This window comes from Bradyrhizobium sp. 613_E4_N2_2, assembly GCF_052075995.1.
Classification (GTDB): Bacteria; Pseudomonadota; Alphaproteobacteria; order Rhizobiales; family Xanthobacteraceae; genus Bradyrhizobium; species Bradyrhizobium barranii.
Map to the genome: position 1 here is coordinate 7658272 of NZ_CP197234.1, position 25960 is coordinate 7684231.

General features: G+C 64.8%; 23 protein-coding genes. 12 read left to right on the forward strand and 11 right to left on the reverse strand.

The features are described from left to right. Window positions 1–408 precede the first annotated feature (408 nt). Window positions 409–543: a hypothetical protein gene (locus AB7290_RS36210; RefSeq protein WP_275552114.1), complete on the forward strand. Its 135-nt coding sequence runs from the start codon at window positions 409–411 to the stop codon at window positions 541–543. Between the two features lie 316 nt (window positions 544–859). Further along, window positions 860–1060, forward strand: coding sequence for a hypothetical protein (locus tag AB7290_RS36215; RefSeq protein WP_167768100.1), 201 nt, complete (start codon window positions 860–862; stop codon window positions 1058–1060). A gap of 12 nt (window positions 1061–1072) precedes the next feature. Here the strand turns inward: AB7290_RS36215 and AB7290_RS36220 are convergent, their stop codons facing one another. Continuing rightward, window positions 1073–1315: a hypothetical protein gene (locus AB7290_RS36220; RefSeq protein WP_085399824.1), complete on the reverse strand. Its 243-nt coding sequence runs from the start codon at window positions 1313–1315 to the stop codon at window positions 1073–1075. Between the two features lie 257 nt (window positions 1316–1572). Next, entirely contained in the window at window positions 1573–3144 is a 1572-nt protein-coding gene (locus AB7290_RS36225; RefSeq protein ID WP_244623209.1) for a glycosyltransferase family 39 protein, read from the reverse strand. A gap of 366 nt (window positions 3145–3510) precedes the next feature. Between AB7290_RS36225 and AB7290_RS36230 the strand changes: the two genes are divergently transcribed. The 4 genes from AB7290_RS36230 to AB7290_RS36245 all read left to right on the forward strand — a co-directional run bounded on the left by AB7290_RS36230 (window position 3511) and on the right by AB7290_RS36245 (window position 7505). Beyond that, entirely contained in the window at window positions 3511–5241 is a 1731-nt protein-coding gene (locus AB7290_RS36230; RefSeq protein WP_135215202.1) for an adenylate/guanylate cyclase domain-containing protein, read from the forward strand. Between the two features lie 334 nt (window positions 5242–5575). After that, window positions 5576–6775: a SorA family sulfite dehydrogenase catalytic subunit gene (sorA, locus tag AB7290_RS36235; protein WP_085399821.1), complete on the forward strand. Its 1200-nt coding sequence runs from the start codon at window positions 5576–5578 to the stop codon at window positions 6773–6775. A gap of 12 nt (window positions 6776–6787) precedes the next feature. Continuing rightward, a complete protein-coding gene (gene sorB, locus AB7290_RS36240; protein ID WP_071917135.1) occupies window positions 6788–7096 on the forward strand; it encodes a SorB family sulfite dehydrogenase c-type cytochrome subunit in 309 nt (102 codons plus the stop codon). Between the two features lie 208 nt (window positions 7097–7304). After that, window positions 7305–7505, forward strand: a complete 201-nt coding sequence (locus AB7290_RS36245; RefSeq protein ID WP_008134691.1) for a cold-shock protein — start codon at window positions 7305–7307, stop codon at window positions 7503–7505. A 170-nt stretch (window positions 7506–7675) separates the two neighbouring features. Here the strand turns inward: AB7290_RS36245 and AB7290_RS36250 are convergent, their stop codons facing one another. After that, complete coding sequence (locus AB7290_RS36250) at window positions 7676–8137, reverse strand: Lrp/AsnC ligand binding domain-containing protein (RefSeq protein ID WP_038954741.1); 462 nt, start codon at window positions 8135–8137, stop codon at window positions 7676–7678. Between the two features lie 114 nt (window positions 8138–8251). On the opposite strand from AB7290_RS36250, the gene putA reads away from it, so the two are divergent. The 3 genes from putA (at window position 8252) to AB7290_RS36265 (ending at window position 13562) form a co-directional block, all read left to right on the forward strand. Next, entirely contained in the window at window positions 8252–11251 is a 3000-nt protein-coding gene (putA, locus tag AB7290_RS36255; RefSeq protein WP_085399820.1) for a bifunctional proline dehydrogenase/L-glutamate gamma-semialdehyde dehydrogenase PutA, read from the forward strand. Window positions 11252–11367: 116 nt separating this feature from the next. Next, the gene (locus tag AB7290_RS36260) at window positions 11368–12573 is read left to right on the forward strand and encodes a CaiB/BaiF CoA transferase family protein (RefSeq protein WP_085399819.1); all 1206 of its coding nucleotides are present in this window, start codon (window positions 11368–11370) and stop codon (window positions 12571–12573) included. Window positions 12574–12914: 341 nt separating this feature from the next. Further along, window positions 12915–13562, forward strand: coding sequence for a glutathione S-transferase family protein (locus tag AB7290_RS36265; protein ID WP_085399818.1), 648 nt, complete (start codon window positions 12915–12917; stop codon window positions 13560–13562). 11 nt (window positions 13563–13573) lie between these two features. Here the strand turns inward: AB7290_RS36265 and AB7290_RS36270 are convergent, their stop codons facing one another. The 6 genes from AB7290_RS36270 to AB7290_RS36295 form a co-directional block, all read right to left on the reverse strand. After that, window positions 13574–13741, reverse strand: coding sequence for a hypothetical protein (locus AB7290_RS36270; protein WP_014492272.1), 168 nt, complete (start codon window positions 13739–13741; stop codon window positions 13574–13576). An 80-nt stretch (window positions 13742–13821) separates the two neighbouring features. After that, window positions 13822–15372, reverse strand: a complete 1551-nt coding sequence (locus tag AB7290_RS36275; protein WP_135215200.1) for a hypothetical protein — start codon at window positions 15370–15372, stop codon at window positions 13822–13824. A gap of 93 nt (window positions 15373–15465) precedes the next feature. Further along, window positions 15466–16425: a hypothetical protein gene (locus tag AB7290_RS36280; RefSeq protein ID WP_085399816.1), complete on the reverse strand. Its 960-nt coding sequence runs from the start codon at window positions 16423–16425 to the stop codon at window positions 15466–15468. Between the two features lie 351 nt (window positions 16426–16776). Continuing rightward, a complete protein-coding gene (locus tag AB7290_RS36285) occupies window positions 16777–17274 on the reverse strand; it encodes a TPM domain-containing protein (protein WP_085399814.1) in 498 nt (165 codons plus the stop codon). 5 nt (window positions 17275–17279) lie between these two features. Next, a complete protein-coding gene (locus AB7290_RS36290; protein WP_085399813.1) occupies window positions 17280–18176 on the reverse strand; it encodes a TPM domain-containing protein in 897 nt (298 codons plus the stop codon). Between the two features lie 138 nt (window positions 18177–18314). After that, a complete protein-coding gene (locus AB7290_RS36295; protein ID WP_063985447.1) occupies window positions 18315–18923 on the reverse strand; it encodes a LemA family protein in 609 nt (202 codons plus the stop codon). Between the two features lie 171 nt (window positions 18924–19094). On the opposite strand from AB7290_RS36295, the gene AB7290_RS36300 reads away from it, so the two are divergent. From AB7290_RS36300 to AB7290_RS36310, 3 genes are read left to right on the forward strand one after another with little or no spacing between them, the layout of a single operon-like run. Next, window positions 19095–19949, forward strand: coding sequence for an enoyl-CoA hydratase (locus tag AB7290_RS36300; RefSeq protein WP_085399812.1), 855 nt, complete (start codon window positions 19095–19097; stop codon window positions 19947–19949). Window positions 19950–19953: 4 nt separating this feature from the next. Beyond that, entirely contained in the window at window positions 19954–21093 is a 1140-nt protein-coding gene (locus tag AB7290_RS36305; protein ID WP_085399811.1) for an acyl-CoA dehydrogenase family protein, read from the forward strand. Between the two features lie 15 nt (window positions 21094–21108). Continuing rightward, window positions 21109–22305, forward strand: a complete 1197-nt coding sequence (locus AB7290_RS36310; RefSeq protein ID WP_085399810.1) for an acyl-CoA dehydrogenase family protein — start codon at window positions 21109–21111, stop codon at window positions 22303–22305. Window positions 22306–22543: 238 nt separating this feature from the next. Here the strand turns inward: AB7290_RS36310 and AB7290_RS36315 are convergent, their stop codons facing one another. Both AB7290_RS36315 and AB7290_RS36320 read right to left on the reverse strand, forming a co-directional pair. Next, window positions 22544–24868, reverse strand: a complete 2325-nt coding sequence (locus tag AB7290_RS36315) for a xanthine dehydrogenase family protein molybdopterin-binding subunit (protein WP_085399809.1) — start codon at window positions 24866–24868, stop codon at window positions 22544–22546. A 187-nt stretch (window positions 24869–25055) separates the two neighbouring features. Next, the gene (locus AB7290_RS36320) at window positions 25056–25931 is read right to left on the reverse strand and encodes a dihydrodipicolinate synthase family protein (RefSeq protein WP_085399808.1); all 876 of its coding nucleotides are present in this window, start codon (window positions 25929–25931) and stop codon (window positions 25056–25058) included. Window positions 25932–25960 lie beyond the last annotated feature (29 nt).

The window sequence follows — 25960 nt, forward strand, 5'->3', positions numbered from 1 at the left end:
GAAAGGCTCCGAGCAGCTGATGCCACCCAATCGAGCCAACGAGCGGAATATCATCCCTCGCCGGCTGATCTGAGGCAGACCCGGACGGGGTTAAAGGGCAATTGTCCGGTAAAATGACGTTGCTCAGTCAAGCCGCACCTCGCAAGCGAACTATCGAGTTAGCCCTTTCGAGTATTGGAGGATTATGTGCCGCAGTTAATGGCAACTGAGCACAAGGAAGCGGCAATTCAAGTCGCCGCTTTCAAGTCAGCCTCTGGCCGCCCCATCCACGGCGCATCAGCCCGTTAAGAAACTGGTTACCAGTCAATGTCACCATTTGCATATTAGGCCGCCATATGCGGCGCGCATTCTGAGAACGGCTCAATATTTCGACACGCCCGGTTGGCGGTCTCTTTCAGGAGAGGCCCAATGTTTAAGGGCTTAATGGCAGCGCTTGTGGCGCTGATCAGCACACTGCAACTGGATCGATACCTGACCAACGGCCGGTACACCGACGCGGCCATGGATATGCTGCGGCATATCAGGCGCGCGTTTGGATTTTGAGGTGCACTGGACGATTTGAGGCCGGTGATGAAGGGCATCCCATGGACTGATCTCGACGCGGAGGAGCAACGCGCCATTGCGATATTGGGCGCCGGGCTCTCCATCGAGCTGTGCGACCCCGTCGCTCTGCCAAGATTGAGGCGGCTCGGGCTGATCGCAGGGTCTCGTTTGACCGCTGCTGCGCACGAGTTGCGGAGGCGCGTTGTTCTGGAAGAACTCAGTGCGCGGGATTGAGCCGCGTAACCAATTGGCACGCTCGATCCTCGGCTGGTCGGGAGTGCCTTGCCGGGGCTAACAAGGCGTGGGGAGTTTGATGGTGGCAGGTGCAATTGAGCTGATCGTGGAGGGCTACGTTTCCCTCAGGGACCAAGCAGCTCTTGATGAGCTTCGAACACAGCGTCGCAAACTTATCGCAGATCTCGATGCATGTACCGGGATCGACTGCAGGAGTACGATCCGGCAGATCGAGGAAGACATCGTCGTGATTGAGGCCGGGCTGGCGCGGTTGCCGGCCTAGTCGGCCGGATGTTCAGAGATTGCCCGGTGTCGTATCGACAACGGTGCACTCGGTGTGGATCAGGTCCTTCTTGGTCACCCGCACGCTGCCAAGATAATAACCTCGCTCCTGGACGGCTGCCCTGATCTCGTCGCTGACCTTGAGAACTCTCGCTCTGCTCTTGCGCCATTTGTTGGAAGAGTAGAGCGCGGGCATCGGAGAGCCGTTGCTGACGACGAGGAAGTCCCGCTTGCCATTGCGATAGACATCAAACATGTCCTATCCCCGTAGATAATATCAATAAGAGAAAATATGCTTCGTCACGATAGCTCCAGCTTAGTGGCTTAAATGCCTGAGCGGGTGGTAATCTGGGATGGCGGCCTGTGAATGTCGGGAAAAATGCTGGTTGCAGCTAAGCGATCAGCTCAGATTTCTGTTTGTATGTTGTTCTCATGCCACGCCAGGCCGCTTCAACGCGTGGCCTCGTTTGCATTTGGGCCCCCACAAGGGGAGAAGGGAAGAAGGGTGCCTCGTTAGGCGAGCGTACGTTTCTCGAATTCCCCCGCCAGCACCCGCCATTGAAACAGCGGCGAATCCGTTGGCGGCGAGAGTTCCGGCGTCCAGCCGGTGAGCTTCTCAATCACGTAGGTATCCGTCAGAACGCCGCGCCACCGACGTTCGACCTGGCCGAGCTGCTCGCGCTTCGCAGGGATCGATCCCCACACCGGTGCGCGATTGTCCGGCTCTCGCCCGACATAGATGCCCGCATGCCCGCTGATCCGATCCATGCCGGGATCGCGAAAATCCTGGAAGCGGCCGCGTTCGTTGATCTCGACGACGGGCACGCGGCCCCTGAACAGCCAGCGCATCATCGCGTAGGTGCGATAGTCCGTGGTCGCGATCCAGGTCGCGCCGGTCTCGTCGAGCGCAGCCTGCGCACGCGCCGCGATCTGCTCGTAGCCGGCTTCGGCGCCGATCGGATCGATCTTGCCGAGTAGGTTCCAGGGCGCGGCGACGTAGTACAGGAATACGATGACGACGAAGGCGATCCCCGTGACGACCGCCGTGTTGAGCCAGAAGATACTCGAGCGGATCATCCGCGCCGACCAGTGCTCGTGCGACAGCATGACGAGGTTGACCGCAGCGGCGGCAAAGCCGACCGGCCACATGAACATCGGCCAGGTGTCGCCGACCCTGAGCGTCGTCGACTTGAAGAAGAAATAGAGGAACGGCACCAGCACCGCGGTCGACAGCAGGATCGCGACCGGCTCGCGCGTGCGATAGCCGCGCCACGCCGTCATCACGAGGCCTGACAGCACGACCGGCAGCATGACGAAGCCGACCAGCCCGAATTGCAGGCCGATGTAGTCGCCGATGGTGCGCAGCGAGATGCCGTAATTGGCAGTGGCCCGCACGCCCTGGAAACGGAACGAGGCCCAGTCGTGCTGCGCGTTCCAGATCAGCACCGGGGAGAACACGGCGATCGCGATCAGCACCGCGAGATAGGGGTAAGGACTGCGCAGCCAGCGCCAGCGCCAATCCGGCACCAGCAGAAACGCGGCGACCGCCGGCGCGAACATGATCGCGGTGAATTTCGACAGCATCGACAGCCCGGCGAACAGGCCCGCCGCCAGCCACCAGCGTCCGTCGCCGCCCTGCGCGAGCCGCACCAGGGCCCACATCATCGCCACCGCGAACGGGATCATGGCAACGTCCGGCGCGACCTTGGCCATCAGCAGGCCGTAATAGAGCGCAGCCTCCGGCATCAGCACCGCGAACATGATGGCGCGCGCATCATGAGTGAGGCGGCGGACCATGTCGGCGAGCAGCAGCTGCGTCACCAGCATCGCGACGATGCCGCCGAAGCGGACGCCGAGCACGGTGTCGCCGAAGATCGCGGTGCCAAAACGGATGAACCAGGCGATCATGGGGGGATGATCGAGGAAGCTGAGCGCTGCCTCCTTCGACCAGGTCCAGTAATAGGCCTCGTCGGTGCGCAGCTCGATCGCGGAGGCGTAGACGATCCGCAGCAGCGTCATCGCGGCAATGACGAGCACGGCCATAACGAGGGGTCGGCGCGCGGCGCCGGCTGGGGACACGGTCATATCAGGGGCTGTCGTCACGGCCGCGCTTTTCGCCAACCTGGGAGGGGGAGTCAATGCAGGGGGTGGTGCCGCAAACACCGGTGTCGTCCCGGGGCGCGACGAAGTCGCGAGCCCGGGACCCATAGCCACAGGGAGGAGTCGTGGCGCGAACTGGTAACCACGAGTCTTCGTCAAATCCGATCCTGTGGCTATGGATCCCGGATCGGCGCGCCGCTTGTCCGGGACGACAGCGGTGGGTGTGGCGCGCGCCTTTGCCCACCCTACGGTTCGGTAACCTTGCCGCGCATGTGATCAGGCCAGCTGTCCGCCCCTGGAATTAAACGCTACGCTGGCTGTTCTCCTTCATGAACTGATACAAACTGAATCATGGCCACTGCATCCTCACGATTGTCCGAACTGTCCCGCGCGACCAGCATGCGGCAGGTTCGGCTGGTCTGCGGCGTCATCCTGTTCTCCTACGTGGTGAGCCATTTCCTCAACCATGCGCTCGGCAACATCTCGGTCGATGCCATGGAGATCGGGGTCTACTATCACACGGCGTTCTGGCGGTTCCTCCCCATCGCGATCGTGTTCTATACGGCCGCGCTCACGCATATGGGGCTCGGCATCTACGCGCTCTATCAACGCCGCCAGTTCCGCTGGCGGACGATCGAGCCGCTCCAGCTCGTGCTTGGCTTGAGCATCCCCGCCCTCGTCATGGCCCATGTGATCGGCGTCCGGCTCGGCTACACGCTGTACGGGCACCAGAAACTCTATCCGCAGGAACTCTATCTGTTCTTCGTCACCTCGAACCGCATCTGGACCATGACGATCCTGCTGATCATCGCCTGGGTCCATGGCTGCATCGGCATCTATTTCTGGCTGCGCCTGAAACCGTTCTTCGCGCGCGCCGCGCCTTATCTGCTCGCCGCCGCCGTGCTGATCCCGACGCTGTCGCTGCTCGGCGTCTACCAGGGCGGACGCAGTGTCCAGATCGAGGTCGACGACGGCGAATGGCGCACGCACAATCTCACCCGCCGCCAGCTCGGCTCGACCGCGGAAGCCGCGACGCTCGACCGCATCACCGGCGGCCTCACCATCGGCTATGTCGGCCTGCTCGGACTGGCGCTGGCGGCACGCGGCGTGCGCGCCTTGCGCGAGCGGCGCCGCGGCATGATCGCGCTGTCCTACGGCAACGGCAAGACGGTGCGCGTGCCGAAGGGTCTCTCCGTGCTGGAGGCGAGCCTGCGCCACAATGTGCCGCATGCCAGCGTCTGCGGCGGCCGCGCCCGCTGCTCGACCTGCCGCATCCGCATCATCGGCGATCATGCCGCCCTGCCCGTGCCGTCGCAGCGCGAGGCCTTCGTGCTCGCGCGCGTCGGCACCGCCGATCCCTCGATCCGGCTTGCCTGCCAGCTGCGGCCGGACTCCGACCTCTCCTTCTTCCAGCTCTTCACGCCCCACACGCATTCGGCGGACGGACAGGCCTCGACATCAGCCAGAATCGGCCAGGAGCGCTACCTCGTCAGCCTGTTCGTGGACATGCGCGGTTCGACGCAGCTTGCCGAGAAGCGGCTGCCATTCGACACCGTTTTCATCGTCAACCGCTTCCTCGGCGCCGTCTCGCGGGCCGTGATCGAGAATGGCGGCCAGCCGAACCAGTTCGTCGGCGACGGCATGCTGGCGCTGTTCGGGCTGTCAGCCGATCCGGAGACCGCCTGCCGACAAGCGCTGAAGGCTGCCGCCGGCATCGCCACGCATATCGACGAGCTCAACGAGCTCCTGAGCCACGATCTCCGCCAGCCGATCCGCTTCGGCATTGGCATTCACGGCGGCGAGGTGATCATCGGCGATATCGGCTATCGCGATCACATCGTCTTCACCGCGCTCGGCGATGCCGTCAATGTCGCGGCCCGCCTCCAGGACATGACCAAGACGCTGGCCTGCGAAGCGATCGTCTCGGAGGAGGTCCGCCGCACCGCGGGCCTTGCCGACGATGCGCTGCCGCAGCAGGAGGTCGCGATCCGCGGCCGCGACGAGCCCCTGGCCGTGCGCGTCGTTGCGGACACGAGGCAGCTGTCGGCGCTGGTTGACCGAAGCGAGCGCGTCGCGGCCTGATTCTTCACCTCTCCCCGCAAGCGGGGAGAGGTCGGAATGCGCGCGCAGCGCGGATTCCGGGTGAGGGGGAGCCTCCGCGAATCCAACTCTCACCTCGCTCGCGGAGACTCCCCCTCACCCCAACCCTCTCCCCGCAGGCGGGGCGAGGGAGTGCACTGTCACTGCGGCTACAGCTCGGCAATCTCGTTACGAACGTAACACCGGCTTGCTGCAACGCAGCGACATGGGCCTGCTGCGAAAGCACGAATTGACTTCATCTCGATCGTTGCGACAGATGAGCGCGGGATCGCGGTGATGACTGCGGTCCAACGAAAAGCTCCGGGAGGAGACGAGAATGTTCGATCGACGCGACCTGCTCAAAGGAGCGGGCCTTGCCGCTATGGCGGCCACACTGAATTCCACCAGGGCGCTGGCACTCGACACCGTCACGCTTCCCTTCGCCAATGGCGAGCGGCCGCTGGTGAAATATCCGCAGAAGCGGCCGATGATCGGCCTGACCAGCCGGCCGCCGCAGCTCGAGACGCCGTTCGCGATCTTCAACGACGGTCCGATCACGCCGAATAACGCGTTCTTCGTGCGCTATCACCTCTCGGACCTGCCTTACAATCTCGATCCCGACAAGTTCACGCTCGAGGTCAAGGGCAAGGTCGACAAGCCGCTCAAGCTGTCGCTCAAGGACATCAGGAAAATGAAGGCGACCGAGATCGTCGCCGTCAATCAGTGCTCCGGCAACAGCCGCGGCTTCTCCGAGCCGCGTGTCGCCGGTGGCCAGCTCGCCAATGGCGCCATGGGCAATGCGCGCTGGCGCGGCGTGCCGCTGAAGGCCGTGCTGGAGATGGCGGGCGTGCAGAGCGGCGCCAAGCAGGTCACCTTCAACGGCATGGACGGCCCCGTCAGCGACAAGACGCCCGATTTCGTCAAGGCGCTCGATCTCGAGCACGCCACCGACGGCGAGGTGATGCTGGCCTATGGCATGAACGGCGAGGACCTGCCGTTCCTCAACGGCTTTCCGCTGCGCCTGATCGTGCCCGGCTATTACGGCACCTACTGGGTCAAGCACCTCAACGAGATCACCGTCATCGACAATGTCTATGACGGCTTCTGGATGAAGTCGGCCTATCGCATTCCGGACACGCCGAACAATGCGGTCGAACCGGGCACCGCGCCGAAGGCGACGATCCCGATCAACCGCTTCACCATCCGATCCTTCATCACCAGCGTTCCCGATGGCGCCAAGCTGAAGGCCGGCGGCACGACGCTGCGCGGCATCGCCTTCGACGGCGGCAAGGGCATCAAGGACGTCCAGGTTTCCACCGACGGCGGAAAGACCTGGGTCAGCGCCAAGCTCGGCAAGGATCTCGGCAAATACTCATTCCGTGAATGGAAGCTGCCGGTGAAGCTCGCGGCGGGCGCCCACGAGCTCAAGGTGCGCGCCACCGGCAATGGCGGCGAGACCCAGCCGGATGCGCCACGCTGGAACCCGGCGGGTTATCTACGCAACGTCGTCGAAACCGTCCGCGTCACCGTGGCCTGAGGGAGAATGATCATGCAGCGCACCGTTCTCCTCGCCATCTCACTCGCCGTCGCCGCAATGGTCGGTTCGGCCCTTGCAGCGCCGCTCAACTACAAGACGCCCGACGAGGTCGCCGCCTTCAAGCCGGGCCCCAATCTCGAGGTCGTGCAGGGCAATTGCAGCGCCTGCCACTCGGCCGATTACGTCAACACGCAGCCGCCGATGAAGGACAAGAAAGGTTTTTGGCAGGCCGAGGTGACCAAGATGATCAAGGTCTATGGCGCCCCGATCGACGATGCCGATGTCGGCAAGATCGTCGATTATCTGGCCGCGACTTATTGACGGATGGCGCGCGGCGTGCCGATCAATTGACCGCGAAACGGGCAAAATCGGCAAAAACGCTGCGAAGTTGAGCGGAATTCGGCGAAATGCCGATATGGTTTGAGCTACCAAGCCGGCCACATTCCGCGTATCCTGTTAGGACCGAACCGGCCGGTTGGCGGGGACTGGCGGTTCGAGATCTCGGAGGAAGACCCGCGGAGAAGACGTGATGGCTAAAGGTACGGTCAAGTGGTTCAACCCGACGAAGGGTTATGGATTTATCCAGCCTGCGTCGGGCGGCAAGGATGTGTTCGTGCATATCTCGGCAGTGCAGAAAGCCGGTCTGTCGTCCCTGAACGAAGGACAGACGGTGGAATACGAAGAGATCGCAAACCGGGGCAAGACCTCCGCAGAGAACCTCAAAGTATAAGCCCGGCAGCCTTTGCTGCCTCCCGGATCTGTCCGGGAGCCGGGCCAAAAAAATTTTAGAAGACGGCCAGTGCATTCGACGACGGGCGTTGCGATTGCACACGGAGAGCTATTTTCCCGCGAAGACCGCTCGTTCAACGCCACAGCAATGACAATCGCGACGGCCCTTCGTTAGTCCACCGGCAATGGTGCGTCGCGCTTGATCTCTTCCATCACCGCATAGGTTCGCGTCTCGCGCACGCCCGGCATCGACAGCAACGTCTCGCCGAGGAAGCGTCGATAGGCGGTCATGTCCGCAAGCCGCGCCTTCACAAGATAGTCGAAGCCTCCTGCAACCATGTGACACTCCAGCACCTCGGGTGCGAGTTTCACCGCGCGCGCGAACCGCTCGAAATTGTCCGGCGTGGTCTTGTCGAGCAGCACCTCGACGAACACCAGAAGACCCAGGCCGAGCCGGTGCGGATTGAGCCGCGCGCCGTAGCCCTCGACAAAGCCCTCCCGCTGCAACCGCTTCAGCCGCTCGCCGACCGAGGTCGGCGACAGCCCGATGCGCTCGGCGAGCTCGACATTGGCGATGCGCCCGTCCTGCTGCAGAATTGAGAGGATCTTCCGGTCAATTCGATCGAGTTCCATATTTTATGTGGCCAATATAGCAATGATCTTCATTTCCTAAGGCAAAATGACTAATTTGTCTATCGAACTACGGTCTAGCGGGCCTTATCCTGGATTTCAGCCACAGGACACGCCATGCCGAACATCCCGCCGCCCTTCACCGCCCCCTACGCGCCCGATGATGCCGAGATTGCCGCGCGGCTCTTGCCGGCTTCGCATCTCGGCCCGCCGCAGGAGGCGCGGATCGACCGCACCGCGACGCGGCTGATCGAGGCGATCCGCAAGCGCGACGACCGGCTTGGCGGTGTCGAGGACATGCTGCGGGAGTTCGCGCTCTCGACCAAGGAGGGGCTCGCCCTGATGGTGCTAGCCGAGGCGCTGCTCCGCGTGCCCGACGCGCGCACCGCCGACCAGTTCATCGAGGACAAGCTCGGCGAGGGCGACTTCATCCACCACGAGACCAAGTCCACCGCCTTCCTGGTCAACGCCTCGGCCTGGGCGCTCGGCCTCTCGGCGCGGGTGATCCAGCCCGGCGAGACGCCCGACGGCACCATCGGCCGGCTGGTGAAGCGGCTGGGCGCGCCGGCGGTGCGCACCGCCACGCGCCAGGCGATGCGGCTGATGGGCAACCATTTCGTGCTGGGCGAGACCATCGAGCAGGCGCTGGAGCGAGGCCGTCCGCGCTCCGGTCAAAAGACGCGCTACTCCTTCGACATGCTCGGCGAAGGCGCGCGCACCGCGGCGGACGCCAGGCGCTATTTCGACGCCTATGCGAGCGCGATTCTGACCATTGGCAAGGCGGCCGGCAACCATCCCCTGCCCGACCGTCCCGGCATCTCGGTCAAGCTGTCGGCGCTGCATCCGCGCTTCGAGGCGATCAGCCGCGCGCGCGTGATGGCCGAGCTGGTGCCGCAGCTGCTCGATCTGGCGCAGCGCGCCAAGGCCCATGATCTGAACTTCACCGTCGATGCCGAGGAAGCCGACCGGCTGGAGCTGTCGCTCGACGTGATCGCGGCGACGCTCGCCGACCCCTCGCTCAGCGGCTGGGACGGCTTTGGGCTGGCGATCCAGGCCTATCAGAAGCGCGCGAGCGCCGTGATCGACTATGTCGACGCGCTGGCGCGCGCGCATGACCGCCAGCTGATGGTGCGGCTGGTCAAGGGCGCCTATTGGGACACCGAGATCAAGCGCGCGCAGGAGCGCGGGCTGGACGGCTATCCCGTGTTCACGCGCAAGGCGATGACGGATCTGAACTACGTCGCCTGCGCTTCGAAGCTTTTGAGTCTGCGGCCGCGCATCTTCCCGCAATTCGCCACCCACAACGCGCTGACGGTCGCGACCGTGCTGGAGCTTGCGCAAGATGGTGGCGGCTTCGAATTCCAGCGCCTGCACGGCATGGGCGAGGCGCTTTATGAACAGCTCGCCAAGGATCACCCCGACATCGCTTATCGTACCTATGCCCCGGTCGGCAGCCACCGCGACCTGCTCGCCTATCTGGTGCGGCGGCTGCTGGAGAACGGCGCCAACTCGTCGTTCGTGGCGCAGGCGGCCGACTATCGCGTGCCGGTTGTGGCGCTGTTGCAGCGTCCGGCCGATGCCATCGTCCGGCCGCAAGCGGCGGCCCATCCCAGAATTCCGCTGCCGGGCGATCTGTTCGCGCCGGAGCGGCGCAATTCGCGCGGCGTCGAATTCGGCGCGCGCGCGGCCCTCGACCGGTTGCTGGCAGACGTGAAGGCCGAGGCAGCCGACCTCAAGCCCATAGCCGACGCAACGCCGGACCGAGCCAATGCGGCGGTGACTGCTGCGCGCGCCGGCTTTGCCGCCTGGAGCCGGACGCCGGCGGCTACGCGCGCGGCCGCACTGGAGCAGGCCGCGCATCTTCTGGAGAGCCGGAGCGCCCATTTCATCGCGCTGCTGCAAGCCGAGGGCGGCAAGACGCTGGACGATGCGCTATCGGAGCTGCGCGAGGCCGCCGACTTCTGCCGCTATTATGCCGCGCAGGGTCGAAAGCTGTTCGGCGTTGATGCCGCCATGCCGGGCCCGACCGGCGAGAGCAATGCGCTCGCCATGCGCGGGCGCGGCGCCTTCGTCGCGATCTCGCCGTGGAATTTTCCGCTGGCGATCTTCCTAGGCCAGGTCACGGCGGCGCTGATGGCCGGCAACAGCGTCGTCGCAAAACCGGCCGAGCAGACGCCGCGCATCGCCCGCGAGGCCGTAGCCCTGCTCCACGAGGCCGGCATTCCCAAGAGCGCGCTGCATCTCGTCACCGGCGACGGCCGCATCGGCGCCGTGCTGACCGCGCATGCCGACATCGCCGGCGTCGTCTTCACCGGCTCGACCGAGGTCGCGCGCCTGATCAACCGGACGCTCGCCGCCAAGGACGGGCCCATCGTGCCTCTGATCGCGGAGACCGGCGGCATCAACGCCATGATCGCGGATGCGACCGCGCTGCCCGAGCAGGTCGCCGACGACGTCGTGACCTCGGCCTTCCGCTCCGCCGGCCAGCGCTGCTCGGCGCTGCGGCTGCTGTTCGTGCAGGAGGATGTTGCCGACCGCATGATCGAGATGATCGCGGGCGCTGCTCGCGAACTCAGGATTGGTGATCCCGCAGATGTCGCGACCCATGTCGGTCCGGTGATCGACGCCGAGGCCAAGCAGCGCCTCGATGCGCATATCGCGCGGATGAAGAGCGAGGCGCGGCTGCACTTTGCCGGCACTGCGCCCGAGGGCTGCTTCGTCGCCCCGCACATTTTCGAGCTCAAGGACGCCGGCCAGCTCACCGAGGAGGTGTTCGGACCGATCCTGCACGTCGTGCGCTATCGCGCGGAAAACCTCGACCGCGTCCTGCAGGCGATCGAGCGCAGCGGCTATGGACTCACGCTCGGCATTCACTCCCGGATCGACGACACCATCGAGGCGATCATCGATCGCGTGCAGGTCGGCAACATCTATGTCAACCGCAACATGATCGGCGCCGTGGTCGGCGTGCAGCCATTCGGCGGCAACGGGCTGTCCGGAACCGGCCCGAAAGCGGGCGGCCCGCATTATCTCGCACGCTTTGCGACCGAGCAGACCGTGACGATCAACACCGCGGCAGCCGGCGGCAATGCCGCGCTGCTTGCGGGGGAGGAGTGAGGCCCTGCGCCTGGCGCCGTTGCATCCCGCTGAAACATCGGTCTAATGCTGCCATGACTTGATCTGCGCCAATTCCAGCGCGCGGGAAACAACAAGAGCGAGGGAGCTACGCCGCGATGGAAAAGGGCATTTTTGCAGGGCTCAAGGTTCTGGACTGCGCGAGCTTCATCGCAGCGCCCGCGGCCGCGACCGTGCTGTCGGATTTCGGCGCCGACGTCATCAAGATCGAGCCGCCCGGCGCCGGCGACCCCTACCGCAATCTGCCCAACATTCCGGGCTATCCGAGCAGCGAGCACAATTTCGCCTGGCTGCTGGAGGCCCGCAACAAGAAGAGCATCGCGCTCGACCTCTCTAAGCCGGAGGCGCAGGCCGTGCTCTACAAGCTGGTCGAAGAGGCCGACGTCTTCATCACCAACATGCCGCCGCCGGTGCGCGCCAAGCTCGGCATCACCTATGACCACCTCGCCCATCTCAACGACCGGCTGATCTACGCCTCGTTCACCGGCTATGGCGAGAAGGGCGAAGAGGCCAACAAGCCCGGCTTCGACAGCAACGCCTATTGGGCGCGCTCCGGCCTGATGGACCTCGTCCGCGCCGACACCCACACGACGCCGGCCCGCTCGGTCGCCGGCATGGGCGACCATCCCTGCGCCATGGCGTTCTATGGCGCCATCGTCACCGCGCTGTATCAGCGCGAGAAGACCGGCAAGGGCTCGCATGTCGCCTCCAATCTGATGGCGAACGGGGTGTGGGCCGCGGGCACGCTGGCGCAGGCCAAGCTCTGCGGCGCCAGGTTCGCCGAGCGGCGGCCGCGCGAGCGCGCGCTGAATGCGGTCGCCAACCACTACCAGTGCAAGGACGGCCGCTGGCTGATCCTGTCGCTGCTGAGCGAGGAGAAGCAGTTTCCGACGCTCGCCAAATGCCTGGGACGCGAAGACCTGATCACCGATCCGCGCTTTGCCACCAAGGCTGACCGCCACGCCCGCTCGGTCGAGCTGATCAAGATTTTTGACGAGACGTTTGCCACCAGGGATCTCGCCGAGTGGCGCAGGATCCTCGACGGCAACGGACTGGTGTTCGGCATCGTCGGCATTCTCGACGACATCCCCAACGACAAGCAGATGCTCGACAACGAGGTGCTGGTGCCGTTCGAGAACGACACCATGCTCACCATCTCCAGCCCGATCTGGATCGACGGCGCCAAGAAGGTCCAGCCGCGCAAGCCGCCGGCCGTCGGCGAGCACAGTGACGAGATTTTGCGCGGGGCGGGATACGACGAGAAGGCAATCAAGCAGCTGCGGTCGTCAGGCGCGGTGGGGTAGGGCGGCGCCACAAACTCCCCTGTCGTCCCGGGGCGCGCAAGGCGCGAGCCCGGGACCCATAACCACAGGGAGTGGTTGTGACACGAGCTGCCAACTCCGAGTCTTCGCCAAACACCTTCCTGTGGTTATGGGTCCCGGATCTGCGCTCCGCTTCGCTGCGCTTGTCCGGGACGACGTTGGGGAGGTAGCTCGTCGTCACAGACGACGTCATTGCGAGCGCAGCGAAGCAATCCAGAATCCCACCGCGGATGCATTGCTGGATTGCTTCGCTGCGCTCGCAATGACGGCGTGGGACGATCTCGCTATAAACTCACGACAACATCGCGTCTCGTGAGGCCCTCATGCCCAAATATCGCCTGCACTACTTCCCGGAGTCCGGCAACAGCTACAAGCTGGCGCTGATGCTGACGCTTTGCGGCGAGAGGTTCGAGCCGGTGTGGACCGATTTCGGTGGTGGCGTCACGCGCACGGCGGAATGGCGCAAGGCCGTGAACGCGATGGGCGAGATTCCCGTGCTCGAGGTCGACGGCGTGAAGATGACACAGACCGCGCCCTTGCTGCTGAAGCTTGCCGGGCAGTACGGCCGTTTCGGTGCCGAGACCGAGGACGAGAAGTTCGAGCTGCTGCGCTGGCTGTTCTGGGACAACCACAAGCTCACCGGCTACATGGCGACCTATCGCTTCATGCGGGCGTTCACTGAGAAAAACGATCCGCAGGTGCTGAAGCATTTTCGCCGGCGGCTCGAGGACTTCCTCGGCATTCTCGACGGACATCTCCAGCACAATGCCTTTGCGATCGGGGCGAGGCCGACGGTCGCCGATATCTCGATGATGGCCTACCTGCACTATCCGAGCGACGAGCACGGTTTTGATTTCGCGGCGAGCCATCCTGCCGTCCACGCCTGGCTCGGCCGCATGGCCACCCTGCCCGGCTGGAAGCCGGCCTATGAACTCTTGCCCGGCAAGCGGATGACGAATTACGCGAAGTGAGGGCGCTGGCACTAACCCCGCAGTGCCAGCCAGCCCAGCGTGAACAGAATCCCGCCGACGATGACGACCACCGCGACCGCCCAGGTGCTGACGCGGATGCTGCCGGTGACCTGCTTGGCTTCCTCATTGCGCGCGATCTCGCGATTGCGCTCCTTGTCGGCGTCGCTGGTCTCAGTCATGGGTCATCCAAACCGGTTGCTGGTTTTATCTGGCGCGTGACCTTTTCGAAAAACCGCTACACACTTTTTCGGATCACGCGCTAACGCGTCTTGATGAAGCACATGCCGATGCGGCTCGATGCCGCGGCAGCCTGACAGGTGAGACCTTTAGCACAGCTCCATGACGTAAAACTCTTATCCGGCGTTCCCGATCCCGCATTTTGCAGGGCACAATGGGCACCCCAACCATCCTGATATTCGGTGCCGGCCAGCTCGCCGCTGCCGCGGGTCTGCGGCCGGCTGGCAAATCCGCGTGAGAAATCAGGGCGTTTTCCCGCGGCGAATGCGGTCAGGATGTCGCGGCGGCGAACCTGGTCGCCGAAGAAATGCGGCGAGGCCGGCACGATGGTGGAGTTCGACGGTTTGTCCGCCAGCCAATCGACGCCCGGAAAATGGAAGCCGCCGATGCCGCGGGTCTGGTGGCAGCCGGCGCAGGTGACGTCGTTGAGGCGGCGCTGGAAGCCCGCGACCGAGCGGATGTTCTGCATGTCGATGCCACGCGCCGCCGCCTGCTTCAGCGCGCCGACCACGTCGTTGTCGGTGAAGACCGGCTCGCCCTTGTTGCTGTCCCTGTCCTCCCCTTGCACCATGCCGAACTCCGGCTGCAACGGCGAAGCGTCAAGGCCCGCCGGCGTCGGCACCACCGCGGCCTTGGCCAGGAATGTCTCGGGGATCAGCACTGTGCCGCGATCGAACTCGCGGAGATTTTCCGGCGCGAGCAGCCAGGCTTTGAAATCACGTCGAAGATCGTTGTCGGCGAGGATGCGGTCGCGGTCGATCTGGTTCTCCAGCGTCGATTCCTCGAACGTCTTCGTCGCGGGGTTATATTTGAACACCTTGAGCAGATAGTCGGAACGGAAATCGTGCAATGCCGATTTCGGCGCGATCGAGATCTGGATATTGGTCTCGATGCGATCGAGCATGGCGTCGGAAGGAGAGATGCCGCCGCCGATCAGCCCCTGCCAGTCGCCATTGTCGAGCCAGCGCCGCGCGACCTCGGCACAGGTAACAGGCTTTCCGTTCGCATCGGTCTGGCGCGCATCGCGTGCCTTCATCACCAGATTGAACGTCATCGGCAGGCGCGTCGCGGTCTTGCCACCTTCCGGCTTACTCTCGAAACGCACCAGCCGATAAATCAGCCTGATCTCGCCGCACGCCTCCTCCGAGACATAGGCGCGGTCCATGCGATTGACGATGCCCGCCAGCACGAAGCGGGTGTCGCGGGATTTGAGATTGGCCCGATCGAACAGCTGCACGTCAAAGCCTTCGCCGACGCCGATGGTTTCGGTCGGGTACGCCGCCTTCTGCCGGATGATGTAGTGGTCGAACTCCGCGTCGATCGCGGGTGGAATTCCCTTGAGCTGCGACAGCGACGAGAACAGCAAATCGGTCGTCAGCGGAACGTTTGCGTTCCGCTCCGGCCATAGCAGGCGCAAGATCGTAAGCGAATCGTTCTGGTCGAGCTTGCGGAGCAGATCGGGATCGATGATCGCCGTGCCGCGCGTCAACGGCGCGTTCTCCGCTGCGAAAAGCGAAACAGTTCCGCCAAGCAAGACGGCGGCAGCAAAGAGAATTCGCAACGCGCGGCTCATGCCTTCAGTAACACCGCGTAAGCCGGCCTATTCAAGTCAAAAGGCGCCTCACATGGTGGTGAAGCGCCTCTTTGAAGAGCGGATATCGAACGCTCAGCGTGCGACGATCAGGCCCTTGCTGGTGACGACGACCCAGCGGCCGTCCTGACGGCGGATCGCATCGACGCGGCCAATTCCGGGGATCGGGTCACCGGCATAGACCTCGTAGAGGCCTCCGCGGCCCTCGATCAGTGCGCCGCCATTGGCGACGTCGCGCAGCACCCAGCCGTCGATCGTCGGCAACCGGCCGACCTCGGTCTTGGGCGCGGCTGGGGCCGGAACCGGTGCGGCGGCGGCGGTCGCAACCTGGGTCGGCGCGATCGAGCCGGTGGTCTCCTTCGCGGCGGCTGCCGCGGCCTGCGCGGGGGCCGCGGGCGGCGTGGCGCGGAGCTTGTCGACGGTCTCGGACAGCTTTGCGATTTTGGCCATCGGCTCGGCCTGGGCCTTCTCGAGCTTGTCGAGGCGGTCATTGGCGCGATTGAACTGGCTGAGGCCAGTCTTGGAGGTGTGCTCGACATTCGCCTTCAGTGCGACGACATCGGCATCGATCCTGGCAACCGAGGATTCCAGCGCGCTGGTGTCGGCGACCTGCGCCGGCGCGGGGGCCGGGGCTGCGAAATGCATCATGCCGGCGGTCGCGAGCGCGCCGCTGATGGCGCCGACGCTGGCCGCAATCGCCACCACCGCGGCCATCGCCGACAGGCGGCGCTTGTCGCCGGTCTCGCGCGACTCGTCCGCCTTCACATGCGGGGCAAACTCCTCGCGCTCCCACGAGCGCTCCGACGGTGCCATGACGATGAGCTTGCCGGGCTTCGGCTCCGGCTTGGTCTCGAACTTCGGCACTTCGATCCGGGGCGGCTCGACCTTCGGGGCCTCTGCCTTGACTGGATCGGGCTTGGGCGGCGACTCATGGTCGGGGGCGATCGAGGGGGCCTCGATGCCGGCAGCCTCGACGGCCTGCGGCGCGGTCGAAGCTTCCACGACGCTCGTATCCTGGGCAGCCTGCTCAGCCATTGGTTCGCTCACAGTTCGAATACTCCACTCTGGATTGACCTTTTGGTAACTTTCATTGCTTGCGAAATCCTTACTTCGGGACCCGCTTACCGAAATTTTAGGAAGTCATCCGGGGCCGAATTGGGCCGGGAACGTGGAACCGGTGTGGCGGGCGTGAAACAAATTGTAAGCGGGGGAAGATGAACGGCCGCGGAATGGCTGCCTCCACACCGTCATTGCGAGCGCAGCGAAGCAATCCAGAATCTTTCCAAGGCCGCAGTCTGGATTGCTTCGTCGCAAGAGCTCCTCGCAATGACGGAGTGGGCGGCGCCCACTCCGTTCACGTCACCGCTCCGCCCACATCACTATCCGTCACATCACCACCGGCGCATCCGGCAGCTCGTTCGCATGCGGGCCTTGCGGTGGGAAATGTCGCGCCAGCTCGCGCGACACCGCAGCGATGCCGCCGATCACACCGCGCTCGAACTGGCCGGAGGCGAACTCGGCCTCCATCGCGCGGCAGATGCTCTCCCAGCCCTCGTCACCGACCTTCGCGTGAATACCGCGGTCGGCCACGATCTCGACGTCGCGATCGGCGAGCAGGAGATAGATCAGGACGCCGTTGTTGTGCGCGGTGTCCCAGATACGCAGATGCGAAAACACGTCGAGCGCGCGCTCGCGGGCCGGCTGGTTGCGGATCAGCGGTCGCCCGTCGAGCGCGCCTTCGACGACGAAGCGGACCTGGCCGGAATGCGTGCTCTCACCCTGCTTGATCGCCTGCTCGATGCGGGCGAGCACCTTTGGCGGAAAGATTTGCTTCGCCCGCCAATGATGCTGCACGAGATGTCTGGCAATGCGCTTGATGCCCATGACCGCTACCAGCTCCCCGAGGCGCCGCCGCCGCCAAAACTGCCACCGCCGCCGCTGAAACCGCCGCTGTCGCTGGACGACGAGCCGCTGCTCCAGCCACCTCCCGAGGAGCCGCTCGACCACGAGCCGCCGCGCGACGATCTCGTGGCTGGCGCCATCGCCGCAAACAGATCGGCGATGAAGCCGATGACGAAGCCCAGCGCTCCGAGCGCGAGCGCGATTGCGAAGGATCCGAGAATGAGCCAGGTCAGCGCCGCGATGATGCCGCCGGTCGCCAATGAGCCAAGCAGCCGGCCCAGCATGGCCCGGAAGAAGCCGCCAACCCCGATCGAGGCGAACAGCGTCACGATGAACAGCGGCGCAATATCGTCCAGATTGCCGAAATTCACAGTCGGCGAAGGCACCGGCAGCGGCTCGCCGTCGATCACGCGGATCATGCGATCGACGCCATCAGTAATGCCGCCGGCGAAATCGCCCGTCCTGAATTTCGGCGTGATGATCTCGTCGATGATCCGCCGCGAGGTGACGTCGGTGAGCGCGCCCTCGAGACCGTAGCCGACCTCGATGCGCAAGTGCCGGTCGTTCTTGGCGACGATGAGGATCGCGCCGTCGTCCACCTTCTTGCGGCCGACCTTCCAGGCGTCGGCGACGCGGATCGAGAACTGCTCGATCGTCTCCGGCTGGGTCGTCGGCACGATCAGGACGGCGATTTGGCTGCCCTTGCGCGTCTCGAAATCACGCAGCTTTTGCGACAACGCGGCGATGTCGCCGCTCGACAGCGTGCCGGTCTGATCGACCACGCGACCGGTGAGTTGCGGGATGGCGACGTCGGCAAGGGCGGGGAAATTGAATGCGAGGAGGAGTACGAATACGGCTATCGCTTGCCACAACCTCGCTGTCATCGCCCGGCTTGACCGGGCGATCCAGTATTCCAGAGACGCCAGAGGACTACGGAGGAGCCGCGGCGTACTGGATTCCCCGCCTTCGCGGGGAATGACGGCGGTGGGTGGGGCTGGGCGCATTCGCAAAACGGCGCGCAGCTACTTCGACGGCGCAGGCGCCGGATTGAAATCGACCTTCGGCGCGGTCGAGATCTCCTTTTCGTTCTCGACCGCGAAATTCGGCTTCTCCTTGTAGCCGAACATCATTGCGGTGAGGTTGCTCGGGAAGGAGCGAATGGTGACGTTATAGTCCTGCACCGCCTTGATGTAGCGGTTGCGCGCGACCGTGATGCGGTTCTCGGTGCCTTCGAGCTGCGACATCAAATCCTTGAACAGCGCATCGGACTTGAGCTGCGGATAGTTCTCGGTGACGACCAAGAGACGTGACAGCGCGCTGGAGAGCTCGCCCTGGGCGGCCTGGAACTTCTGGAAGGCGGCGGGGTCGTTCAGCACCTCAGGCGTCGCCTGGATGCTGCCGACCTTGGCGCGCGCATTAGTGACGCCGAGCAGCACGTCCTTCTCCTGCTGCGCAAAGCCCTTTACCGAGTTGACGAGATTGGGCACGAGATCGGCGCGGCGCTGATACTGGTTCACGACCTCGGACCAGTTGCCCTTGATCTGCTCGTCCTCGCTCTGGATCGCGTTGTAGCCGCAATTGGTCAGGCTCAGCGAGGCCAGAGCCGCCAGCACGGTCAGGATCTTGCGCATCAAATTCCTCCCGGTGAAATCTGGCGTAAACTATCAGATTGAACGCGCGCGGTGCCAGACATCTTGTGCCGGCGGCGCGAAAAGCAACCGCCTGACGCAAGCCCCTTGCCTATCCCTGGCCGACATAGTCAACTTGAGCAAAACAAGAACGGAAACGCCAAGGGGAACGCGATGAGCTCGTTCGAGACCATCCTCGTGGAGAGGCCCGAGCCGGCGATTGCCCGGATCGTGATGAACCGGCCCGAGGCGCGCAACGCGCAGAACCTGCAGATGACCTACGACCTCAACGCCGCCTTCGACGAGGCGGTGCAGGACGACGCGCTCAAGGTCATCATCCTCGCCGGCAACGGGCCGCATTTCTCATCGGGCCACGATCTGCGCCCCGGCGGCAAGAACGCCGCAGGCGTCGATTTTCCGCCGATCGGAAATTGGGGTGGCTTTGCGGAGGCGAACGCGCATGGCCGCTTCGCGCGCGAGCAGGAAATATATCTCCAGATCACGCGGCGCTGGCGCAACCTGGCCAAGCCGACCATTGCCGAGGTGCACGGCAAGTGCATCGCCGGCGGGTTGATGCTGGCCTGGGCCTGCGACCTCATCGTCGCCAGCGACGATGCTCAGTTCTGCGATCCCGTGGTGACCATGGGCGTCTGCGGGGTCGAATGGTTCGTGCATCCCTGGGAGCTCGGCCCGCGCAAGGCCAAGGAATTCCTGTTCACCGCCGACGCATGGAGTGCGCAGGAGGCGCATCAGCTCGGCATGGTCAACCGGGTCGTGCCGCGCGCGGAGCTTTCAGCGTCGGTGCTGGAGCTGGCGCGCCGGATCGCCTCAAAGCCGTCCTTCGCGCTGAAGCTGACCAAGGAAGCCGTGAATCGCTCGGTCGATGTGATGGGCCAGCCCGCCGCGATCGACCAGGCCTTTGCGCTGCATCAGCTCTGTCACGCCCATAACCTTCAGCAGTTCGGCATGGTGGTCGATCCATCAGGACTGCATCCCTCCGTGCGCAAGCCGCCGGCGGCCGCGGAGTAACGACATGGACCTCAACCTGAGTGACGAGCAACGGCTGCTGCGCGAAAGCGCGGAGCGCTTCGTGGCCGAGAGCTACGATGCCGATCACCGCCGCAAGATGGCGAACGACCCGCTCGGCTTCAGCCCAGCGGTCTGGAAGCAGTTCGCCGAGCTTGGCTGGCTGGCGCTGCCGATTCCCGAAGAGTTTGAGGGGCTCGGCGGCGGCGCGGTCGAGATCGGCATTCTGATGGAAGCCTTTGGTCGCGGGCTGGTGTCGGAGCCGTATGTTGCAACGGTGGTGCTTGGAGCCTCGCTGATCGACAAATGCGGCAGCACCGCGCAGAAGCAGGCGCGGCTGCCGAAGGTCGCGGACGGATCACTGAAACTCGCCTTCGCCCATTCCGAGCGCGCGGCGCGGTTCGATCTCGCAATAGTCGCGACCGTCGCCCACAAGACGGCGCAAGGCTGGCGCGTTGCCGGCAGCAAGATCGCGGTGCTCGACGGCCTCGCCGCCGACGAGATCATCGTCTCCGCGCATATCCACGATCACAAGGGACCTTCGGGACGGATCGGCCTGTTCCTGGTGCCGGCGAAGACGCCCAGCGTCGTCATCACCGACTATGAACGTCTCGGCGGCGGACGGGCCTGCAATATCGAGCTGTCCGGCGTCGAGCTGCCGGAGGATGCCCTGCTCGGCGACGGACACGACGCCCTGCCCGCGATCGAATGGGCCGTTGACCGCGCCATGGCTGCGCTCGGTGCCGAAGCCGTCGGCATCATGCAGACGCTGCTCGACACAACGCTGGAATACACCAAGATCAGAAAGCAGTTCGGCCGGCCGCTCTCCGCCAACCAGGTGATCCGCCACCGCCTCGCCGACATGGCGATGCAGGTCGATGAGGCGCGCTCGATGGCGCTGCGCGCCGCGTTGAAGGTCGATAGCTCGCCGGTCGAGCGCGCCCGCGCTGCCTCCGGTGCGAAAGCGAAGATCGGCAAATGCGCGCGCTTCGTCGGCGAGCAGTCGATCCAGCTTCATGGCGGCATGGGCGTCACCGAGGAGCTCGAGGTCGGCGCCTATTTCAAGCGGCTGGTCGCCTTCGACACGCTGTTCGGCGGCAGCGCGCACCATTACAGCCGCCACGCCCAGCTCGGCCGCACGGCCTGACACAAGGAGCGCATCATGGACCTCTCGTTCAACACCGAGGAGCGCGCCTTCCAGGACGAGGTGCGCGGCTTCATTGCAAAAAACCTCACCGAAGAGATGAAGCGCGCAACCGCGCTGACGCCGTCGGTGTTCTCCGACCCTGATATCGGCATGGCGTGGCAGCGCGCGCTGCACCGGCAGGGCTGGGGCGCACCGGGCTGGCCGGTCGAATATGGCGGTCCGGACTGGACGCCGGCGCAGCGTTGGATTTTCGAGACTGAATCCGCACGCGCCGGCGTGCCCAATGTCAACGTGATGGGCGTGAAGATGGTCGGGCCCGTCATCATCGGCTTCGGCTCGCCCGAGCAGAAGAATTTTTATTTGCCACGCATCCTCTCCGGCGAAGACTATTGGTGCCAGGGCTATTCCGAGCCGGGCTCCGGCTCCGATCTCTCGTCGCTGAAGACGCGCGCGGTCCGCGACGGCGACGACTACATCATCAACGGCACAAAAATCTGGACCACGCACGCCCACCACGCCAACCGCATGTTCGCGCTGGTGCGCACCAGCGACGGACCGCGGCAGCAAGACGGCATCAGCTTCATCCTGATCGACATGACAACGCCGGGCATCACCACGCGCCCCATCCTCACCATCGGCGGCGACCACGAGGTCAACCAGGTGTTCTTTGACGATGTGCGCGTGCCCGTGGCCAACCGCGTCGGCGACGAAGGCAAAGGCTGGACCTACGGCAAATATCTGCTCGAGTTCGAGCGCGGCTCCGGCATCGCCTCGGCAAAATTGCGCGAGGGTCTGAAGGCGATCGCGGAGCTGGCCGAGTCGGACCTGACGGGTCGCGCGATCGACAGCCCGGATATCGCGACGCGCATCTCGGAGGTCGAAATCGATATCGACGCGCTGGAGATGACCGAGCTGCGCGTGCTCTCCGCACTTCAGACCGGGCAAAATCCCGGCGCGGTGTCGTCGATCCTGAAGCTGCGCAACAGCGAGATCAGGCAGGCCGTGACGCGGCTGGGGGTCGACGTGATCGGTCACGACGCGCTCGCGGTCGAGCCGATGCGCCCGCTCTACAAGCTCAACCATGCGCCGGCGACGCCTGAGGAGATGCTGACGGTGGTCCCGGAATATCTCAACGGCCGCGCCTACACGATCTTCGGCGGCACCTCGGAGATCCAGCGCGACATCATTGCGAAGATGATGCTGGGGATTTAAGGGCGTGGGGATTTAGCCAGAGCTGGCGGGGCATTCTCCGCTGTCGTCCCGGACAAGCGCAGCGAAGCGAAGCGCAGATCCGGGACCCATAACCACAGGGTGAGGTTATGGCGCGAGCTGGTCACCACGAGTCTTCGCCAAACCACTTCCTGTGGTTATGGGTCCCGGGTTCGCGCGTTGCGCGCCCCGGGACGACAGCTGGGTGTATGGCGACAGCCGGCGTAACAACGCGCCCCGCTTAACCCGCCACCTTCGCGTCCTTGATCGCCTTCCAGATCTTCTGGGGCGTCAGGGGCGTGTTCAGCTGGGTGATGCCGAGCTCGGCGAGCGCGTCCATCACGCCGTTGGTGACGCAGGGCGGGCCGCCGATGGCGCCGGATTCGCCGCAGCCCTTGGCGCCGAGCGGATTGGTCCGGCAGGGCGCGGAGTCGTCGAGCGTGACCTCGATCGGCGGAACGTCGTCAGCACGGGGGATGCAATAGTCCTGGTAGCTCGCGGTGAGGAGCTGGCCGTCCTCATCGTAGGACACGCCCTCGTACAGCGCTTGTCCAATGCCCTGCGCGACGCCGCCATGGATCTGGCCGGTGACCAGCATCGGGTTCACGGCAACGCCGACGTCGTCGACGGTGGTGTAGCGCACGACCTTGGACACGCCGGTCTCCGGATCGATCTCGACCTCGCAGATATGCGTGCCGTTCGGCCAGCTCGGGCCATCGACCTCTCCTTCGGAATCGACGCTGAGCTTGGCGCCGCCCTCCTTCTCGGCGAGATCGAACAGGCTGATGCGGCGGTCGGTGCCGACCACGGTGAGCATGCCGCCCTGATATTCGATGTCCTCGACCGAGGTCTCCAGCACGTTGGCCGCCTTCTCACGCGCCTTCTGAATCAGGTCGTTGGAGGAAACTGCCACGGCCGTGCCGCCGACGAACAGCGAGCGCGAGCCGACGCTGCCGAAGCCCATCGCAAGATCCGTGTCGCCCTGGACGACGTCGATCTTGTCCATGGCAATGCCGAGCGTGTCGGAGATCATCTGGGTGTACGTGGTCTGCAGCCCCTGCCCCATCGCCATGGTGCCGGAATGCAGCACGACGCGGCCCTGCGAGGTCGCGTGCAGGCTGACCTTCTCGGTATGCGCGCGGCCGCCGGTCCATTCGATGTAGGAGGTGAGCCCGCGGCCGTAGAGCAGGCCCTTCTTCTTCGCCGCCTTCTTGCGCGCGGCAAAGCCGTCCCAATCGGCCAACTTCACGGCGCGATCGAGCAGGTGGGCGAAGGCGCCGGAATCGTAAACCTGACCCGCGGCGTTGGTGTAGGGCAGCTGCGCCGGCTTGATGTAGTTCGCTTTCCGGATCGCACGCGGATCCATGCCGATTTTTCGCGCGGCGGCGTCGAACAGGCGCTCGACGATGAACACCGCTTCGGGCCGGCCCGCGCCGCGATAGGCGCCGACCGGCGCGGTGTGAGTCATCACCGACTGCACCTCGAAATGCACCAGCGGCAGATCGTAGACGCCGGTCTGCACGAACGGCCCGAGCACCAGCGGGATGATGTTCGCCGCACCCGACGAGTACGCGCCGGTGCAGCCGATCGACTTGACGCGATAGGCCAGCACCTTGCCCTTCTCGTCGAGCGCGAAGGATGCCGTCGAGGTGAGATCGCGGCCATGGGTACCGCCGACGAATTCGTCGGTGCGGTCGCCGCGCCAGCGGATCTTCCGGTTCAGCTTGGTCGCGGCATAGGCGACGATGCCGTCTTCCGGATAGAGGTTGGTCTTCTGACCAAAGCCGCCGCCGATGTCGCCGACCAGCACGCGGACGCTGTCCTTGGGTCGCTTGAGCACGGCTTCCGCCAGCACGTCGCGGGTCGAGGCCGGCGTCTGCGACTGCACATGCAGGAGGAGGCGGCCGGTCTTCTTGTCGATCTCGGCAATGGTCGAGCGCGGCTCCATCGCGGAGGGCACCAGACGCTGGCTGACGATGTCGAGCTCGACCGTATGCGCGGCCTTGGCGAATGCCTCGTCCGCCTTGGCGGCATCGCCATAGCTCATCGCACCGACGATGTTGTCGGGCGCCTCGGGCCACACCACGGGCGCGCCGGGCTTGACCGCTTCGACCGGATCGACCACCGCGGGCTGCACGTCGTATTCGATCACGATCGCTTCGGCCGCGCTCTGCGCCTCGGCACGCGAGGCGGCCACCACTGCGGCCACGGCTTCGCCGGCATAGCGGACGATCTCATGGGCGAGCAGGCGGCGCGGCGGCACCGTCATCGGCTTGCCGTCGGGGCGCTTGAAGATGCTCAGGGTCGGAATGGTGCCGATATCGTCCTTGACGAGATCAGCGCCGGTGTAGACCGCGGTGACGCCCGGCATCGATGCCGCGGCGCTGGTGTCGATCGCGACGATCTTCGCGTGCGCATGCGGCGAGCGCAGCACATGCAACCACAGCGCGCCCTCCTCCGGCTTGTCGTCGATGAACTGACCCTTCCCGGTGAGCAGCCGCTGGTCTTCCAAACGCTTGACGGGCTGGCCCGCTCCGAAACGCAAATTGCCGGGAAGAATGTTCATTCCGTGGGGTCCTCAGGGTCTTTTCGAAACTGCGGGCCGCCTTTTAGCGGATCGATCGGAGGCATACCAGCCGCGGTTTTGGGCGGTGAACCCACAGATTCGTCATGCCCGGGCTTGTCCCGGGCATCCACGTTCTATGTGCCACAGGGCAAGACGTGGATGGCCGGGACAAGCCCGGCCATGACGGCTAATCAAGCTCCCTCAACGCCGCCTCCACCACCTTGCGGGCGTCGGCCGACAGCGCGGCCTGCGGCGGGACGGGATCGCCGACGTCGTAGCCCTGAACCGCCAGCCCCGCCTTGATGCAGGCGGCGAGGTTGAAGCGGGCGAAAGCCTCGTTGATCCGCCACAGTCTGCGCTGGAGCGCCATGGCCTCGTCCCAGCGGCCGGCCTTGCAGAGGTCGTAGAGTGCGACGCTCTGGCGCGGGATGATGCAGGCAGGTCCCGCCATCCAGCCGAGCCCGCCGATCAGCATCACCGCCGCCGGGATGTGGGCGGAGGCCGAGAACACGCGCAAGGCATAGCCGCAGCGGTTCATGATCGAGAGCAGCCGGCCGGTATTGGTCGAGGCGTCCTTGATGTAGCCGATGCGCGGATGTTCAGCGAGGCGCGCGATGATGTCGAGCGTGAGATCGGAACGCTGGAATTGCGGATTGGTGTAGATGACGACCGGGATGTCCACGGCATCCGCGATGGCGCGGAAGTACGATTCGACCTGGGCATCGGCGAGCGGAAAGTACGCTTCCAGGATCGCCAGGATGCCGTTGGCACCACACTTCTGATACGCCCTCGCCTGCGCCACTGCATCCGCCGTCGAGGTGGATGCGACGCCGGCCACGACCGGCACGCGGCCCTTCGCGGCCTCGATGGTGGTCTGCACGATCGCGGTGCGTTGCGCGGCATTGAGATAGGCGAACTCGCCGGTCGAACCCAGCGGCGTCAGCCCGTGCACGCCTGCGCCGATCAAATCGTCGCAGAGCTTGCCGAGGACTTCGGTGCGCACCGTGCCATCGGCATCGACGGGCGAAATGAGGTAGGGAAAGACGCCGTGAAAATCAGGCATGTCAGGCTGAACCCCGGAAAATTGGCTAG